Origin of the sequence: Nocardia puris, assembly GCF_036051655.1 — a bacterium.
Lineage (GTDB): Bacteria > Actinomycetota > Actinomycetes > Mycobacteriales > Mycobacteriaceae > Nocardia > Nocardia puris.
The window spans coordinates 2865543-2881601 of record NZ_CP107943.1; the positions used below are offsets into that span (position 1 = coordinate 2865543).

Consider the following 16059-nt stretch of genomic DNA (forward strand, 5'->3'; position numbering starts at 1 on the left):
TATTGGAAGACGGGACCGCCACACTCTTACGGCCTGGTTGCGGGTCCATCCGGGCGTTGAGATCGTCTATCGTGACCGCATCGGCGCTTACGCAGAAGGCGCGGCGGCGGGGCACCGGACGCGCTGCAAGTCGCCGATCGGTGGCGCATCTGGCACATCTCGGCGGGGCGGTCGATCGCGCCGTGGCACGCCACCGGGCGGCCCTGCCCGCCGCGATCATCGCTCCCGAACCGCAGGACCGGCCTGATGCCGCTGTGGTTTGCCGCCGAAACCCACTCGGGAGCCGGGTCACGCCCAGTGCTGGCCGAGGGGACTAACTAACATCCTTGCGATCAGCCGCGAGCTGGGTCTGTCTCGCGGTACCACACGCCGCTTTGCCCGCGCTGAGGCGCCCGATGAACTGCCGGTCAACAATCGCCTCGGGTACCGAGTCCGTATTCTCGAGGCATACAAACCCGAGCTGCATCGGCGGTGGAATGTGGCGTGTACCCAACACAATGCGGCTGTTCGAGGAGATCACGGCCCACAGCTACCAAGGCAGCGAGATGTTGGTGCGCGACTACCTGCAGCCTTTCCTCGCTCTCACCCACCTCCCGGTCGCGCCGCCCAGCCACCGATCGTCCGCGAAGTCATCAGCTGGATCATGACCAACCCCAACACCCCTCGCTGCCGGACCCCGGCCGCGCCTGGATTCGATCCTGGCAGTCAGTCCGCGACCGGCCGCGCTGGCCGGGCACGTCCGCGCGTTCGCCGAGATCATGGGCGAGCGGCGCGGTCGGGATCTCGAACGGTGGATGGCCACAGTCGACGTCGACGACCAGCTGGCGCTGCACTCGTTCGTGCGAGGCCTCCGCCGCGACCAGGACGCGGTCAGCGCCGAGCTGACCATGCCCTGGAGCAGCGGAACCGTCGAAGGCCACGTCCCCCGCACCAAGATGCTCAAACGCCGAATGTCCGGCCGCGAGAAGAGCGACCCACTCCGCAAACGAATCCTTCTGAGCGAGTGACCAATTCACCCTACCGAATCACCAAATTCGTGACAGATCCCCCAAGCCGGACCATCTGACGGCTGTGGGTTCGAGGGTGGCCATCCTTCACGTGCTGCCGACAGAAGTTTGGGCCAGATCCAACACGGAGCCGGGGTTGACTCCCAGATCTCCGGCCGGAGAAGATTCCTAGATTTCAATGACGGCAAGCTCTCCGTCAGCATACAGGGAGCGCAGGCGCTTCTTGTCGAACTTGCCGACCGAGGTCTTGGGCACCTCGTCGACGAAGCACCAACGCTCAGGCAACCACCATTTGGCGACCTTACCAACGAGGAAGTCACGCAGATGAGCAGGTGTGGGCTCGCGACCGTCACGTACGACGATCACCGCGAGAGGCCGTTCCTGCCACTTCTCGTCCGGCACCCCGATCACAGATGCCTCGAGCACATAGGGGTGTCCGGCGAGCAGCAGCTCGAGCTCGACCGAGGAGATCCACTCCCCACCAGACTTGATCACGTCCTTGGTGCGGTCGGTCAGCGTCACGAAGCTCCGTTCATCGATCCGACCGACGTCGCCGGTGCGCAACCAACCGTCCTGAAACTTCTCCCCGTCATCCTCTTCGCCGATGTACGAGCCGGTGATCCAAGGTCCGCGCACCTGCAGCTCACCGACGGCTTCTCCGTCGTGCGGGAGCTCATTGCCCGCGTCGCCGACAATCCGCAACTCCACACCAGGAACCGGACGGCCCTGGGTAGCTCGCAGGCGCCACCGCTCCTGCGCGTCGAGCGATGCCGGCGGACGTGCGACGGCGGCCAGCGGCGAGGTCTCGGTCATTCCCCACGCCTGGACGACCTGCACGCCGTACTTCTCCTCGAAGACCTCCATCAGGTGAACGGGCACGGCGGAGCCACCGCAGGCAACCAGACCGAGAGAGGAAATGTCGTAGTTGGGGTTGGCCTCCACGAAGTTCAGCACGTCGTTCCAGATCGTCGGGACCGCGCCTGCGACGGTTGGCTTCTGGGCATCGATGAGCCGTACCAGCGGCTCGGCCTGCAGGAACCGGTCAGGCATGAGCAGGTCGGCACCGGCCATGAGGGCGGCATAGACCAGTCCCCAGGCGTTGGCATGGAACATCGGCACAATGGCGAGGATCCGGTCGTCACAGCCGACTCGCAGTCCGTCGGCGGCGCAGGCCGCCATCGAGTGCAGGTAGGTCGACCGGTGGCTATAGGCGACACCTTTGGGGGTTCCGGTGGTACCAGAGGTGTAGCACATGGCGGCTGCTGACTGCTCATCGAGGTCGGGCCAGTCGAACGTCTCGGGTTGGGCGGAGATGAACTCCTCGTAACCCACGACTGTGAGCCCGTCACGGTGCAGCGGGGTGAGGTCCACCCCGCCGGTCACGACGACGGTGTGCACGCTGGTGATCTGCGGCAGCACGGGGGCCAGCAGCGGGACCAGGCTTCCATCGAGAATCACGACCCGGTCCTCGGCGTGGTTGCCTATGTAGACGAGTTGATCTGAGGCGAGGCGTAGATTGAGGGTGTGCAATACCGCGCCCATCGAGGGCACCGCACAATAGACCTCCACATGTTCCTGGTTGTTCCACATAAAGGTCGCGACACGCTCATCGCCTGTGATCCCACAACCGCGCAACGCGTTGGCCAACTGGGCGGACCGCCGTCCGATCTCGGCGAACGAGGCGACCTTTATGCTCCCGTCGGGCTGTAAGGTCCGCACGGTCGACGAGCCATGCACACTCGAGCCGTGGCGCAGAATCGCCGCAGTTGTCAACGGGACGGTCATCATCGTGCTCTGCATAACATTCCTTATTGAGAGAGTTGCCGTCGAACCGACAGCGATCCGGGATCGAGCGTCCAGGGAGAGTGGGCTGTCAGCGATCTGCAGCCGAAAGCGAGCTTGAAGCAGACTCCAAGGACTCGACCAGGTCCAACTCGAGTTCTGGCAGTCGGCTGGCCGCCAAGGCCATCCCGGCCGCGCGGGCTCGCACATCAACGTCGCGCTGGATCCCGGCACGTGCAATGTCGGTCCATGCCTGTGCGCAACGGCTGGCGACGATGGCGAGGTCTGCGGTAGCAAGGTCACCGGTCAGACGTGCGACATCCGCGCAGCCATCGGCGAGCAATCGACGAAACAGCCCGCCACCGGTGCCTGCCTTCTCGATGAAAGCGCTCAGGCTGAACAAGAGGATCTCGAGGTCGTCTGCCGGAAGGTCGACCCAGGTCTGAACGTCGGCCGCCAGCTGCACGACCGCGGCTAAGCCCTCAGCCCCGGGCACCGCTGTCGTGAGATCGACAATCCCCGGCCGCGACGGGCGCCGCATGCTGGCCGCGGACTGGCGAAATGCCTCTGCCGCCACTCCCGCCACATCCGGCAGCGCGCTTGGCCAGGTGATGCGATACGTGCAGTGGCGCGTCGGTTGCGGGAACGACGTCGAGGACCGCGCCCGAGCCAGGGCTTCGAGCGGGACCTCCTGCACCTCGGCGCGGTCATTGTCTACGACAACGGCAATCCCCTTGGCCTCATCATAGCCAATCACTACGATGTCGTGGCGACTCATCCGTAGCTGGACCCGCAGGTACGGCAGCTCGCCGATGTCACCCCACACCAGGCTGGGTCTGCCTGCGTCGATCTCGTCGAGAACCCACAGCCACCCCTCGCGGGGATCATCGGTGGTGAGAACGTGGACCTGTCCGCCGAGCCGACGAGGTAGGTCGACTTCGAAGTCGGCGCCTCGTCCCACCAGGTACAGCGGCGGAACGAGGTCGCTCGATCGGAGGTAGGTCAGCCCTAGCGCGCCACCGAGCGCGAACACCAGGCCTTCATCGGGCGGTCCATCCCACCCCAAACCATGCCAGTGCAGAAGATCCCGCATCGCACCAGAACCGCAATGCCCCCCCATCCGATGCGGGTAGTCCTCGATCAGGGTCCTGCGGGGCATGTGAGTTCCTCTTCGGTGGATGGGCGCACGACGGGGTTCGAAGACATGATCAGTTGTTCCGGATTCTGTCCAGGTAGGCCTGGCGGGTCCTCATGTCGACGTCGTCCAGGAACACCGAGTCCGAGCCCAGGGCCGAGCCGAGCCAGGTGGCCAGCCAACCGGGGACGAACTTCATCGCGGCGACCATGCCGCCGGCGAGGCGGGTGACGCGCACGAAGGGACGCGGGTTCTCGATCAAATCGGCTGTCGCTCGGGCGATCTCCTCGGGCTCGGCGTTGCGCATTCCCTTGGCCCCAGCCGTCCCAGCGACGAGTTCGGTGTTGGTGAACGTGGGCCGGACCGTGGACAGTTGGACCCCGGACTTGCGGTATTCCTGTCGTGCTGCCTCGGTGAATCCGATGACCGCGAACTTGGTGCCGCAATAGGTCGCCAGACCGGGTACGGCGAGCTCACCGGCCAGTGATGCGGTGTTGATGATGTACCCAGCACGCCGCGGCAGCATCCGTTGAAGGGCGAGCTTGGTGCCGAAGACAACTCCCAGGACGTTGATCTCGACCTGCCGCCGGGTTACCGCGTCGTCTTCCTCGTGGGCGTGCCCGGTGGGCATGATGCCCGCGTTGTTGATCAGTACGTCGAGCGGGCCGAGGTCCCCCTCGACCAGGTCGAGAAATTCGCGGAACGAGTCAGGGTCGGTGACGTCCAAGTGGGCGACGACCTTCACCCCGAGATCAACGGCGGCCTCCTTGGCACGGGCCTCGTCGACGTCGCCAATAGCGACGCGGTGGCCTCGTCGGATCAACTCCTTCGCGGTCTGGTATCCGATACCGCGGGCTCCGCCCGTGATTGCCACGGTCTTGGCGGCATTGCGGGGGTTGTGCGTCGTCACTTGCTGTTCTCCTTGTTCAGGCCGAGGCGTTGCCACAGGCCGCGGCCGGCTGCCGCGCGCAATACTCTTTCGGCGATGGCCGCACGCCGAGAGGTGTACGGGTACCACGTGAGTTCCCGTGTCAGGACAGGGATCCGCGGCTCGGTCACCGCCTGGACCTGGCAGTACTTGTGCAGCCCATAGGCGCCGCCGAGCCGCGCACCGATACCTGATGCCTTCCATCCACTGTGCGGCAGTGCGGTGGCGAAGAGGTTGCTGAAGACGTCGTTGATGTTGACAGCACCCGCGTCCAGGCGTTTCGCGATGCGCTGCGCACGAGCGTGATCGCGGGTCCACACCGTCGCGGACAGGCCGTACACCGAGTCGTTGGCCAAGCGGACTGCCTCGTCTTCATCCGCGACCAGCATCACCGGGATCGTGGGTCCGAAGGTCTCCTCAGTCATGCAAGTCATCGTGTGGTCGACGCCGACCAGGACGGTAGGAGCGTAGTAGTTCCCGGCCGCGCTCCGGGTTCCGCCGACCAAGACCCGTGCACCCGCCGCCACCGCCTCGTTGACGTGGCGATCGGCGATCTCGACCTGCCTCGCAGTGACCATCGCACCCACGTCGTCACCTGCCGCCGCACCCTGGGCGAGGGACCGCACCCTTTGCGTCAGCCGAGCCACGAACTCGTCGTAGATCTCAGCTACCACATACACCCGCTCAACGGAGATGCAGACCTGCCCTGCGTTGAACAGACCGCCCCACGCGATCCCCTCGACCGCGCGAGCAAGGTCGGCGTCCTCCAGCACTATCGCCGGATCCTTACCGCCCAGCTCCAGGCTCACCGGCTTCAGGTGCTCGGCACAGCGGATCGCGACCGCGCGCCCGGTGGCTGTCGAGCCGGTGAACTGCACGAAGTCAGCTGCGTCCACCACCGACGCACCCGCTTCGCCGGCACCCACAACATGGGCCAAGACCGGAGGGGCGCCGATCTCGTGCCAGCCTTCGACGACCCGCGCACACGTCAGCGGCGTCGCTTCCGAGGACTTCGCCAGGACCGCGCACCCGGCAGCCAACGCGGGTGCTGCATCCATGAGGAAGAGGGTGATCGGGAAGTTCCAGGGCGTGATGAGCCCGACAACCGGGTACGGGTGGTAGGTCTTGGACAGCCGCTTCGGCAGACTCAACAGACTCGAGGGCCTGACCTGCTCGCCAGCGAGAAACCTCTCGGCATTGTCGGCGTAGTAGGTGATGAATTCGCACGACGCGGTCGTCTCCACGAGAGCGTCTGGGCGCACCTTGCCCGTTTCGGCTTGCAACAGGTCGGTGAGCTCGTCGGTGTGAGCCAGGATCCAGTCCCGCCAGCGATGCAACCATCTTGCGCGTTGCCGCGGGCCAGCTTCGGCCCACCCTGCCTGGGCGCGGCGGAGGTCAGCCGCGATGCGGTTCACGGTCTCACGATCATCCACGGGGACGGTTGCGACCAGCCGGCCGTCGGCTGGGCTACACACGTCCAAGGCGTCCGCTGTGGTCGCCGTGCTCATCGGTCCTCCAGGAGTGAGTCGAACCCGCGGGAGAGCCCGTTGGGTGGGGTGCGTCTGGTGGGTGTGTCGGTGAAAGCGTCAGCGATCACGTCAGCGCGTTTGAACATCAACGGTCCATAGGTATGCCGAAGCTCGGTCAGGATCGCGTTCAAAGGCAGGTCGTCGAAGATGCCGCGCTCGCGGACGTACTCCATATGCTGGGCTCCGTCGGCGGTGAAGGCGTGCAGGAGGGCGTCGCGATCGCCGTCGAATTCCACCGGCGGCACACTGAAACGCGCACACAACTCGGTGTTGAACGCAGGTGTCGCCTTCAACCACCGGCCGTCGATGTAGAGAAGGCTGTAACCGTGATAGACGAACAGGTCTGTGCCGCCCATGAGCGCTCGCAGCGCTTCGGTCTGCAGGTGATTGCGGACGTCAGCGAAGCCCAGCAGCGCCGGAATCCCTGCCGCACGGCACACCGCGGTCAAGAGCACCGCCTTCGGGACGCAATAGGCGCGCCCGGCCTCGAGGACGAAGCTGGCTCGATAGTGGGCGGGATCGTCCGACACTGTGTAGGGGTCGTACCAGATCTGGTCACGGACGGCGGTGAAGAGGCGATTGGCCTTGTCCCGGTCGGTGCTCGCATCCCCAATCGCGGCGGCGGTGAATGCCCGGACGGACTCGTGTTCGATGTCGAGGAAGTCGGTCGCCACCAACGACGCCACCGGTGCCTGATTCATCTGCGCTCCAGGGTGATCGGCAACCCGTCGACAGGAATGGGGAGCGAAGTGTTGTCCCATCTCACTTCATACTGGTCCGGGACCGACCAGGTGTAGGTGCGCAGCATGTAGTGCAGGATCGCCTTGACCTCGAGAGTGCCGAAGTGCAGACCAATGCACTTGTGCACCCCTCCTCCGAAGGGGATCCACCCGAAACGGTGATTCTGGTCCTCCCGGCGCGGCTCGCTGAAACGGTCGGGGTCGAAGGTATCGGGGCCGGTCCAGCACGACTCGTCGAAGTGGTTCACCGCAGGAGCCACGGCCACCAGGGTGTCCGCCGGGATGTGGCGTCCGGCAATCTCCACGTTCTCGATCGTTTTGCGCATCACGATCGGCACGGGCGCTACGAGGCGCAGCGTCTCCTTGATCACCAGGTCGAGAGTCGCCAGCGAGTCCAGGTCGTCGATGTCGGGGCGGCGTTCACCGAGTCGGTCGGACTCGGCCCGAGCCCGTTCCTGCCAGGCTGGGTGCTTGGCGAGGAAGTAGGCGGCAGCGGTGGTGGTGATGGTCGAGGTGTCGTGGGCCGCCATCATCAAGAAGATCATGTGGTTGACGACGTCCTCATCGTTGAACGCCTCACCGTCGGCCGTGCGCGCATGGCACAACCCCGTGAAGAGGTCGTCTCCCTGGCCACTTCGAGCCGCCGGCAGATGCCAGGTGAAGTAGTTCTCCAGGAGCGTGCGCCCACGGACTCCGGCGCGCCACCGAGTACCGGGCAGCGGGAAACGGATGATCGAGCTGGCTGCGCGCACGGTGGCCACGAAGGCGTCGTTGATGGCGTCGGTGTCCTCGCTCCCTCCCCGACCTGCCATGAAGACCCCCGTTGCGACGTCGAGAGTCAGGGCCTTCAGCAGTGGGTAGATGCGCGTGGACCGGCCCGCTGTCCACCCGGGGATGCTGGTCTCCAGCGTCGGGCCGAGCTGGTCGACATAGCCGGCGAGCCGGTCGCGGGTGAACGCTTCCTGCATGATCCGCCGATGCATCCTGTGCTCGTCGAAGCTCATCAGCATCAGGCCCCGGTGAAAGAAGGCATCGATGAGATAGGTCCACCCGTCCTGGGAGAACGACTTCGCCTTGGTCGTCAGCGCCTCCTGGGTGGCATCCGCGCCGGCCACCATCACGATTCTCGTACCGAAGGCGCCCATCCACCAGACCGGTCCGAAGCGTTGGTACCTGGCCCGGGTGAAGTTGGAGCCGAACCTGATGTAGTCCAGGGTGTGACCGAGCAAAGGCAGGCCCGCAGTCCCCCGGACCGGCTCGAGGCCCGACCCCGCCGGGGGCGGGGTGAGCTCACGCACAGGCCACTGGTCGCTGACCCCAAGCAGGGTCGCGTCGACTCGACTCGGCAGCGGCGCCAGGAGTACCGATGAGAGCCGCTCCCGACCCTTCGCCAGCGGGAGCTGGATGATATTCGTCACTGACGTTCCTTTCTGAAAATGTGGGGCCGCACTCGATGTCTTCCTACCGCCGTCGGCCCCAGGGACCAGTCACCTCAGGCCGAGCCGGCGAGCACCAGTTCGGCCCGGCCGACGGGGAGTCGTTGCGCGATGACCCGCTTGCTGAACACGAAGTCCCGGGGCCGGTTGACGCAGTCGGCAGCAATGAGCTCGCCGGCACGGAGGTAGAAGCAAGCGAAGGCGCGGTCCCGGATCGGGTCGCCGCTGCAGACGACTTCGTCGTACCCGGTGTTGAGACCGGCGATCTGGAGCTTGAGATCGTATTGATCCGACCAGAACCACGGAAGCGCCGCGATCATCTTGGGCTTGCCGCAGAAGGTCGCGGCGGCCACCTTGGCCTGCTCACCCGCACTCGGCACGGACTCCAGGCGTATGCGACGGCCGTAACGGGCCATGTCGTGGCTGGCGCAGTCCCCGGCGGCCACGATGTCGGGGTCACTGGTCCGGGCCTGGTCGTCGATCACGACGCCGTTGTCGACGACCAGACCCGCGGCGGCGGCGAGCTCGGTGTTCGGCTCAACGCCGATGCCGACAATGACGAGGTCGGCGGGAATTGATTCGCCACCTGACAGGAATACCTCGCGGACCCTGCCGTCACCGGACAGAGCCTCGACCAGCGCGCCCGTCCTGATGTTCACGCCCTCCTCCCGGTGGATCCGTTCGAAGAACGCCGATACCTCGGGAGCGGTGACCCGTTCGAGGACGCGCTCGGCCGCCTCGAGCACTGTGACCTCCAGACCCAGCGCACGCAACGAGGCGGCCGTCTCCAGTCCGATGTAGCCGCCGCCGACGATCACGGCCCGGCACCCGGGGCTGGTGGCCTCTCGGATCATCTCGACGTCCGCAGCGGTGCGTAGGTAGTAGACGCCGACCAGGTCGGCACCCGGGATGGAAAGCCGTCGAGGGCTGGCCCCAGTGCACAGCGCGAGCTTGTCGTAGGGCAGCGTGTCGCCGGCGCTCAGTGCAAGGTGACCGGCCGAGCGGTCGATCGCCTCCACGGTCGCGTCCAGGAGTTGGATTCCCTGCTTGCTGTAGAACTCGGCGCTGCGGATCGCGAGTTCGTCGAGCGTGCTCTTCCCCGCCAGGTAAGCCTTCGACAGCGGCGGGCGTTGATAGGGCAGCGCCGACTCCTCGCCGATGAGGACGATCTCACCGGTCCACCCTTCCTGGCGGAGACTGGCCGCGAGTTGGACCCCGGCATGGCCGGCCCCGACGATGAGGGCCCGCTGCGAAGTCATGCGCTGGACTTCGGGGTGAGGCGGACCATCATTTTACTGATCCCCCTGACGAAATTGGACTGCACGTACTCTGGCTCCCCGACGACCTCGATGTTGTCGAAACGGGGAAGCAACTCCTCCCACAGGATCCGCAGCTGGAGCTCGGCCAGCCGGTTGCCCATGCAGCGGTGGACGCCGAAGCCGAACGAGATGTGGTTGCGGGCGTTGGCCCGGTCGATGATGAACTCATCCGGCCGTTCGAACACGCGCTCGTCACGGTTGCCCGAGGCGTACCACATCACTACCTTGTCGCCCTTGCGGATGAATTGCCCGTTCAGAATGGTGTCGGCCTTGGCGACCCTGCGCATATAAGCCAGCGGGGTTTGCCACCGGATGATCTCCGAGCCCATGTTGGGAATCAAGTCGGGGTTCGCCTTCAGCTTCTCGAACTGATCGGGGAAGCGGTTCAGCGCAAGAACACCGCCGCTCATCGAGTTCCGGGTCGTGTCGTTGCCTCCGACGATCAGCAACACGAGGTTGCCCAAGAATTCCATCGGGCGGTCGATCAGGTCCTTGGTGTTCTCGTTGCTCTGCAACATGGTGATCAGATCGAAGCCGGGTTCCTCCCCGGCAGCTGTCCGGGCTGCCTTGTCGTGCCAGAGAGCGCTGAGACCTCGCGCCATGTCGCGCATGCCGGGGAACACCTCGTCGTTGTCCGAGGGCCCGCCGTTAGCCTGCTCCAGCGAGGTCGCAAGGTCTGACCAGTAGACGAGCTTGCGACGCTGCTCGTACGGAAAGTCCAGGAGAGTCGCGAGCATCCGAGCGGTCAACTCGATCGAGACGTTCTGCACCCAGTCGAACGGCTGATCCACGGGCAGGTCGTCCAGCACCTCCTGCACACGCGATCGAATCAGCCCCTCCATCTCACGCAGGTTCTTCGGCGCGACCACGCCTTGGACAGCGGCCCGCTGCGCGTCATGCCGTGGCGGATCCATCGCGATGAACATCGCGATATCGAGGAAGCGAGGCGGGGCCCCGATGACAATGAACGGCTCGGCGGAGAAGAGCTCGTGGTTCTTGTCCACGGCCACGATGTCGGCATGCCGCGTGACAGACCAGAACGGACCGAACGAACTGTTGGGCTGATAGTGGACCGGCGCCTCGTTGCGCAAGCGCTCGAAGTAGGACTGCCAGCGCCCCTGGCGATAGAGAAAAGGGTTGCTGAGGTCGATGTCGGCGAGCTCGACGTCCTCGACCGGCGGGATAGGACTCTCGACGAAGAGCTTCTCTCCGTTCGTCCCGGTCACCCATCGCCGGGTCTTGTCATACAGATGCGCGCCCCGGATCTGCAGGTCCATCGGGATGGTCGACTGAACTCTGGTGGTAATCACTTCAGGAATCTTCATCAGGTCTTACGCCGTCTCTCGTCGTCACATCTGGAATTCGGGTAGTTGGACGATCAAGCCGTCCCACTCCGCGCAGGCCACCATCTGGCAGGACAGCCGAGAGGTCGGCTGGCGCTCTGGGTTCATCGCGAGCATCTCCTCCTCATCGGATCCGGAGAGGCCGACCTGCTCGGACCATTGCGAATCGACGATCACATGACAGGTGCCACAGGCGGCTTCGCCTCCACAGTCGCCGTTGATTCCGGGGACCGCGTTGTTGGTCGCGACCTGCATCAGCGACTGCCCTTCCTCGAAGGGCGCTTCGTGCTTCTCGCCGTCGTGGGAGACAAAGGTGACAAATGCCATAGCCAACTCCTGATACGTTGTCCTCAACGGGAACTTGATCAAAGTGTTGTCGAGGATGACCGCTGCGACCATGTTCGACGGAGTCAGAAACTTGTGAATTCAGCTCAAAGGGACTATGGTGAACCTCAATGACGAGGGTGTGCCTCCGCTCATGTTCGTGCAACTGCTCGAGAGCCAAGCACTCGACTCAGACGCTGCAGCGCGGCTTCGCAACATCATGGCTCGCGAAGGAACCAACGAGGCGACGCTGATCCAGCATGACGTCCAGGCCCCGATCCGGTGGTTTCGGGAGGTCTACCCCGAACTCGACGTCGACCAGGCAACCCTGCTCGGCTTCACGTTCGCCGAACAGGCCCAGTTGACGTCCTTCGGCCCGTTGAGTTTTCCACTGGTCAGCGCAGGCTCGGTAGCCGAGATCGTAGAGCTGCTCACCTACTTGCCGTTGATCTCGACAGCACTCAGCCCACAGTTCCATCCAAGTGACCACGGCCTCACCGTCGGGCTCACCGCGCATACAAGCGACCCGGCCCTGGACTGCCTGGTCGTTGCCTATAGCGGGTCAGTGCTCCTGCGGCTGCTTGCCATGCTCGCCGGCGACATGCCGACGGTCACACTCCACCTGAGCTGGCCAGCGCCGACCTCCCTGACCCACCATAAGGACGTGCTGGCCGGGCGCCTGTTCTTTGACGCTCCAACGTCCTTTCTCCATATCCCCGCAGACACGCTCAACGAGGTCTGCCGGTTCTCCGATCCCCTCGCTTATCGACTCGCCATCGTCGATCTGCAACGAACTCTCGACCAGCGGAGCAGAACAACGTCGTTCTCAGAGAAGGTGAGACGACTGTTGGAGCAGCATTCCGGACAGCGAGGTAGCCATTGGGTCGCACATGAGCTGTCGATATCCGCCAGCACGCTCAAGCGCCGCCTCGCCGAAGAGGGGACCACCTTTCGCGAGTTGCACCAGTCATTCCTGCGCGAGCGCGCGATGCTGCAGCTACTCGACCGATCAATGTCGGTGAGTGAGATCGCCACAGATCTCGGATACAGCGACCTCACCAACTTCTCACACGCTTTCAAGCGATGGACCGGCCGCTCTCCGAGCGAGTTCCGGCACACGTAACGCTGAGCCATCCCGGGCCGTCCGCGGTGAATGAGACCACTCGGCATAATGATGTACCCCGGGTTCGCTGGAGCCGGGATGGTTGACTCTTGGCCACGACATCGTCGAAGGAGATGTGTTCGTGCCGAGGCAGTATCCCGAGGAGTTCCGCCGCAAGGTGCTCGACCTGGTCGCCGCAGGTCGGCCGATCGCCCAGGTTGTGGGCCGCCCCCGATGAAAGAGACCGCTCGGTATTAGAGTCCTGTTTGGCCTGGTAGGGCCGAGAAGGCATCAACCGGCACGGCCCGTTCAACACCTATACCGAGCTGGAATTTGCCTTAACGAAATGGGCCGGCTGGCACATTGCCGCCTTCTGCACTCCCGACTGAGCTACCCTAGTCCGGCCGAATACGATGCCACGCACTCCCCAATAACCGCCACGCCGATCGGCACCGACCGAAACTGGAAGACCGGCCCCTTGCTCGTGACGTTCAGACGTCAAGAAGACAATCTCAGGTCAGGGTGATGACGGTCAAGTAACCGTGGTCATACTGTGCACGAAGCCGCTTCTTGTCGAATTTTCCGACGCTGGTCTTGGGTACCTCGGTGATAAACGTCCAGCGTTCCGGTAGTTGCCATTTCGCGAAGCTGTTCGACAGGAATTCACGGAGCTCTGCGGCTTGTTCGTAGAAATCGACACCCTCCACGCCGGCACGCAGTACAATCACCGCCAGCGGGCGCTCGTCCCATTTATCGTCCGGTACGCCGACGACCGCCGCCTCGGCTACGACCGGATGGCCGATCACCGCGTTCTCCAGATCTACCGAGGAGATCCACTCACCGCCTGACTTGATCACGTCCTTGGACCGATCCACCAATGTCAGGTAGCCGTTCGGACTGATCTTGCCGACATCACCGGTTCGCAGCCAGCCCTCGTCGAACTTGTCCGGATCGACCGGCTTCCCATCCTGGGCGTAGTAGGAGCCGGTGATCCAGGGCCCTCGAACCTCCAACTCGCCCCACTGCTCGCCATCATTGGGCACAACCGCGCCGTCATCGCGAACAAGCCTGGCCTGCACCGCCGCCGGGAAGCGGCCCTGTGTGTAGCGAAAAGTCCACTGATCCTCGCCCTCGACACCTGCCGGCGGATGCGCCACGCTACCCAACGGTGAGGTCTCGGTCATACCCCAAGCATGCAGAATTCGGACACCGTACTGCTCTTGAAAGGCCCTCATCATCGACGGCGGCACCGCAGCCCCACCCACCGCCACCGTACGCAGATGCGAGATGTCCTGCGGCTTCGCGGCGAGCGCGGCGAGCACCCCACCCCAGATGGTCGGTACCGCACCAGCAAAGGTGGGACGCTGATCAGCCATCATCTGCAACAACGGCTCAGGCTGCAAGAAATGGTCAGGCATCAGCAGACCAGCCCCCGACATCAACGCTGCGTACGGCAAACCCCACGCGTTGGCATGAAACTGCGGAACAATGGCGAGGATCGAGTCGGTGCCGGTCAATCCCAAACCGTTCGGTGCGCACACTTGCATTGCGTGCAGCCAACTGGAGCGGTGTGAATACACCACACCTTTCGGATCGCCAGTGGTGCCGGAAGTATAGCACATGGCAGCCGCGGACCGTTCGTCAAGTACCGGAAAATCGTAAACATCCGACTGCGCTGCGAGTAGTTCGTCGTAGGAATGTACCTGCACGCCTGCGGGTGCCTCCAGTCGACTGGCATCGCCGTTGGCCACGATCACATGGCGCACCGTCTTCAGATTCGGCAAAATCTTGGCGAACAGCGGCATCAACGAGCCATCGACAATCACCACCAGATCCTCGGCGTGATTGGCGACATACACCAGCTGCTCAGGGAATAACCGAATGTTGAGCGCATGCAGCACAGCTCCCATTGCAGGCACCGCGATATACGCGACCATGTGTTCATTATTGTTCCACATGAAGGTGGCGACCCGATCGCCAACCCCGGCGCCCAATCCACGCAACGCATTCGCCAATCGCGCGGATTCGGCCCCCAGCTCGAGGTAAGTCATGCTGCGGACGCCGGATCCGGTCCAGGTCGATACTTTGCTATCGCCCATGAACGTCGATGCGTATCGTAGCAACGTCGCCAACGACAGCTGTTCGTCCTGCATAGTGCTCAACATCAGAATCACTCCTCGTCACATTCTTTATCAAAGGGGGATTTCACCGACAGAAACAGATCAGTATTGCCTGTGCTCAGCTCGTCATCCACTGCGCGCCAGGGCAACATTTCAGTATGAATAGAACTCGAGGTTCCAGCGATAGCCTGCCCTCATAGAAAATACGCGTGACCTTGTCATTTCAGACGGAGCAAAGGTCGACAATGACGCGGAGGTCATGTGAGCAGGGCAAGGTCATCGTTCCGATTAAGTGACTCACGGATCGCAACCTGAGCCGCGTGCGGCAGGGTGTCGATGATGTCGTTGACGCGAGCACTGCGGCGCAGCACCGCCTGCCGCACCGGCATACCCGGCTGTGCCTTCATCTGCGGAATGATGCCCTCCACGTCTTCAGCGCCGCCCGCGTGGTGACCGGCGTCGAACATGGCCTGCTCACGGGCCATCTGCGACTCGTCCTTCTCCTCGGACATGCCGATCGGGCCGATCATGCGGCCGTTGAGGAACTGCTTGACCACCGGCTCGTCCGAGGTGAGCAGCACCTCGCGGGGACCGAACATGACCAGATTGCGGCGGAACAGCATGCCGATGTTGTCCGGCACGCTGCGGGCCAGGTTGATGTTGTGCGTGACTATCAGAATCGTGGCGTCGATCTGCGCGTTGATATCGATCAGCAGCTGTGAGAGATAGGTGGTGCGAACGGGATCCAGACCCGAGTCCGGCTCGTCGACAAGAATGATCTGCGGATCCAGCACCAGGGCACGGGCCAGACCGGCACGCTTGCGCATACCGCCGGAGATCTCACCAGGGAGCTTCTCCTCCGCTCCCAGCAGACCGGTCAGCTCGAGCTTCTCCATGACGATCTTCTTGATCTCGGATTCGCTCTTCTTGGTGTGCTCGCGCAGGGGGAAGGCCACATTGTCGAACAGGTTCATGGAACCGAACAGCGCGCCATCCTGGAACAGGACGCCGAACAGCTTGCGGATCTCGTAGAGCTCCTTGCTGGAGCAGGTCATGATGTCGGTGCCATCGATGTAGATCGAGCCCTCTTCCGGGCGCAGCAGACCGATCAGAGACTTCAGGAATACAGATTTGCCGGTGCCAGAGGGTCCGAGCAACGCACTGACTTCCCCAGACGGGAGGGCCAGTGAGACATCCTGCCAGATCTTCTGTGATCCGAAAGATTTCGATATGCCAACGGTTTCGACTTCTACACCCATGAGAGAGTCCTAACTAACTACTTCGAAAAAGTTGC

At 63.7% G+C, this 16059-nt stretch carries 13 protein-coding genes; 2 read left to right on the forward strand and 11 right to left on the reverse strand.

The window, feature by feature from the left end; all coding sequences use genetic code 11:
- The first annotated feature begins 794 nt into the window (after positions 1 to 794).
- Positions 795 to 1007, forward strand: coding sequence for a transposase (locus tag OHB21_RS12760; protein ID WP_195142537.1), 213 nt, complete (start codon positions 795 to 797; stop codon positions 1005 to 1007).
- Between the two features lie 168 nt (positions 1008 to 1175).
- Here OHB21_RS12760 and OHB21_RS12765 read toward each other — a convergent pair whose 3' ends face one another.
- From OHB21_RS12765 to OHB21_RS12805, 9 genes are all read right to left on the reverse strand, one after another.
- Entirely contained in the window at positions 1176 to 2807 is a 1632-nt protein-coding gene (locus OHB21_RS12765) for a long-chain fatty acid--CoA ligase (RefSeq protein ID WP_195142538.1), read from the reverse strand.
- A 73-nt stretch (positions 2808 to 2880) separates the two neighbouring features.
- Positions 2881 to 3948: a BtrH N-terminal domain-containing protein gene (locus OHB21_RS12770; RefSeq protein ID WP_195142539.1), complete on the reverse strand. Its 1068-nt coding sequence runs from the start codon at positions 3946 to 3948 to the stop codon at positions 2881 to 2883.
- A gap of 49 nt (positions 3949 to 3997) precedes the next feature.
- Positions 3998 to 4834, reverse strand: a complete 837-nt coding sequence (locus tag OHB21_RS12775; RefSeq protein ID WP_195142540.1) for an SDR family oxidoreductase — start codon at positions 4832 to 4834, stop codon at positions 3998 to 4000.
- A complete protein-coding gene (locus OHB21_RS12780) occupies positions 4831 to 6360 on the reverse strand; it encodes an aldehyde dehydrogenase family protein (protein WP_195142541.1) in 1530 nt (509 codons plus the stop codon). Before OHB21_RS12780 ends, OHB21_RS12775 begins: the two co-directional genes overlap by 4 nt.
- Positions 6357 to 7082, reverse strand: coding sequence for a transglutaminase-like domain-containing protein (locus OHB21_RS12785; protein WP_195142573.1), 726 nt, complete (start codon positions 7080 to 7082; stop codon positions 6357 to 6359). Before OHB21_RS12785 ends, OHB21_RS12780 begins: the two co-directional genes overlap by 4 nt.
- Positions 7079 to 8539 (reverse strand): cytochrome P450, encoded by a 1461-nt coding sequence (locus OHB21_RS12790; RefSeq protein WP_195142542.1) that lies wholly within the window; start codon positions 8537 to 8539, stop codon positions 7079 to 7081. The genes OHB21_RS12785 and OHB21_RS12790 overlap by 4 nt, the downstream gene beginning before the upstream one ends.
- Before the next feature lie 74 nt (positions 8540 to 8613).
- On the reverse strand, positions 8614 to 9816 hold the full coding sequence (locus tag OHB21_RS12795) for an NAD(P)/FAD-dependent oxidoreductase (RefSeq protein WP_195142543.1): 1203 nt from the start codon (positions 9814 to 9816) through the stop codon (positions 8614 to 8616).
- Positions 9813 to 11201: a cytochrome P450 gene (locus OHB21_RS12800; RefSeq protein ID WP_195142544.1), complete on the reverse strand. Its 1389-nt coding sequence runs from the start codon at positions 11199 to 11201 to the stop codon at positions 9813 to 9815. The genes OHB21_RS12795 and OHB21_RS12800 overlap by 4 nt, the downstream gene beginning before the upstream one ends.
- A 24-nt stretch (positions 11202 to 11225) precedes the next feature.
- On the reverse strand, positions 11226 to 11546 hold the full coding sequence (locus OHB21_RS12805) for a 2Fe-2S iron-sulfur cluster-binding protein (RefSeq protein ID WP_043078249.1): 321 nt from the start codon (positions 11544 to 11546) through the stop codon (positions 11226 to 11228).
- Positions 11547 to 11664: 118 nt separating this feature from the next.
- Between OHB21_RS12805 and OHB21_RS12810 the strand changes: the two genes are divergently transcribed.
- Complete coding sequence (locus OHB21_RS12810; protein WP_195142546.1) at positions 11665 to 12666, forward strand: helix-turn-helix transcriptional regulator; 1002 nt, start codon at positions 11665 to 11667, stop codon at positions 12664 to 12666.
- Between the two features lie 491 nt (positions 12667 to 13157).
- On the opposite strand, the gene OHB21_RS12815 is transcribed toward OHB21_RS12810, so the two are convergent.
- Together OHB21_RS12815 and OHB21_RS12820 are read right to left on the reverse strand one after the other, a co-directional pair.
- Complete coding sequence (locus OHB21_RS12815) at positions 13158 to 14810, reverse strand: long-chain fatty acid--CoA ligase (protein WP_195142547.1); 1653 nt, start codon at positions 14808 to 14810, stop codon at positions 13158 to 13160.
- 212 nt (positions 14811 to 15022) lie between these two features.
- Positions 15023 to 16024 carry an ABC transporter ATP-binding protein gene (locus OHB21_RS12820; RefSeq protein WP_195142548.1) on the reverse strand — a complete coding sequence of 334 codons (1002 nt, stop codon included), beginning with the start codon at positions 16022 to 16024 and terminating at the stop codon, positions 15023 to 15025.
- Positions 16025 to 16059: the final 35 nt, after the last annotated feature.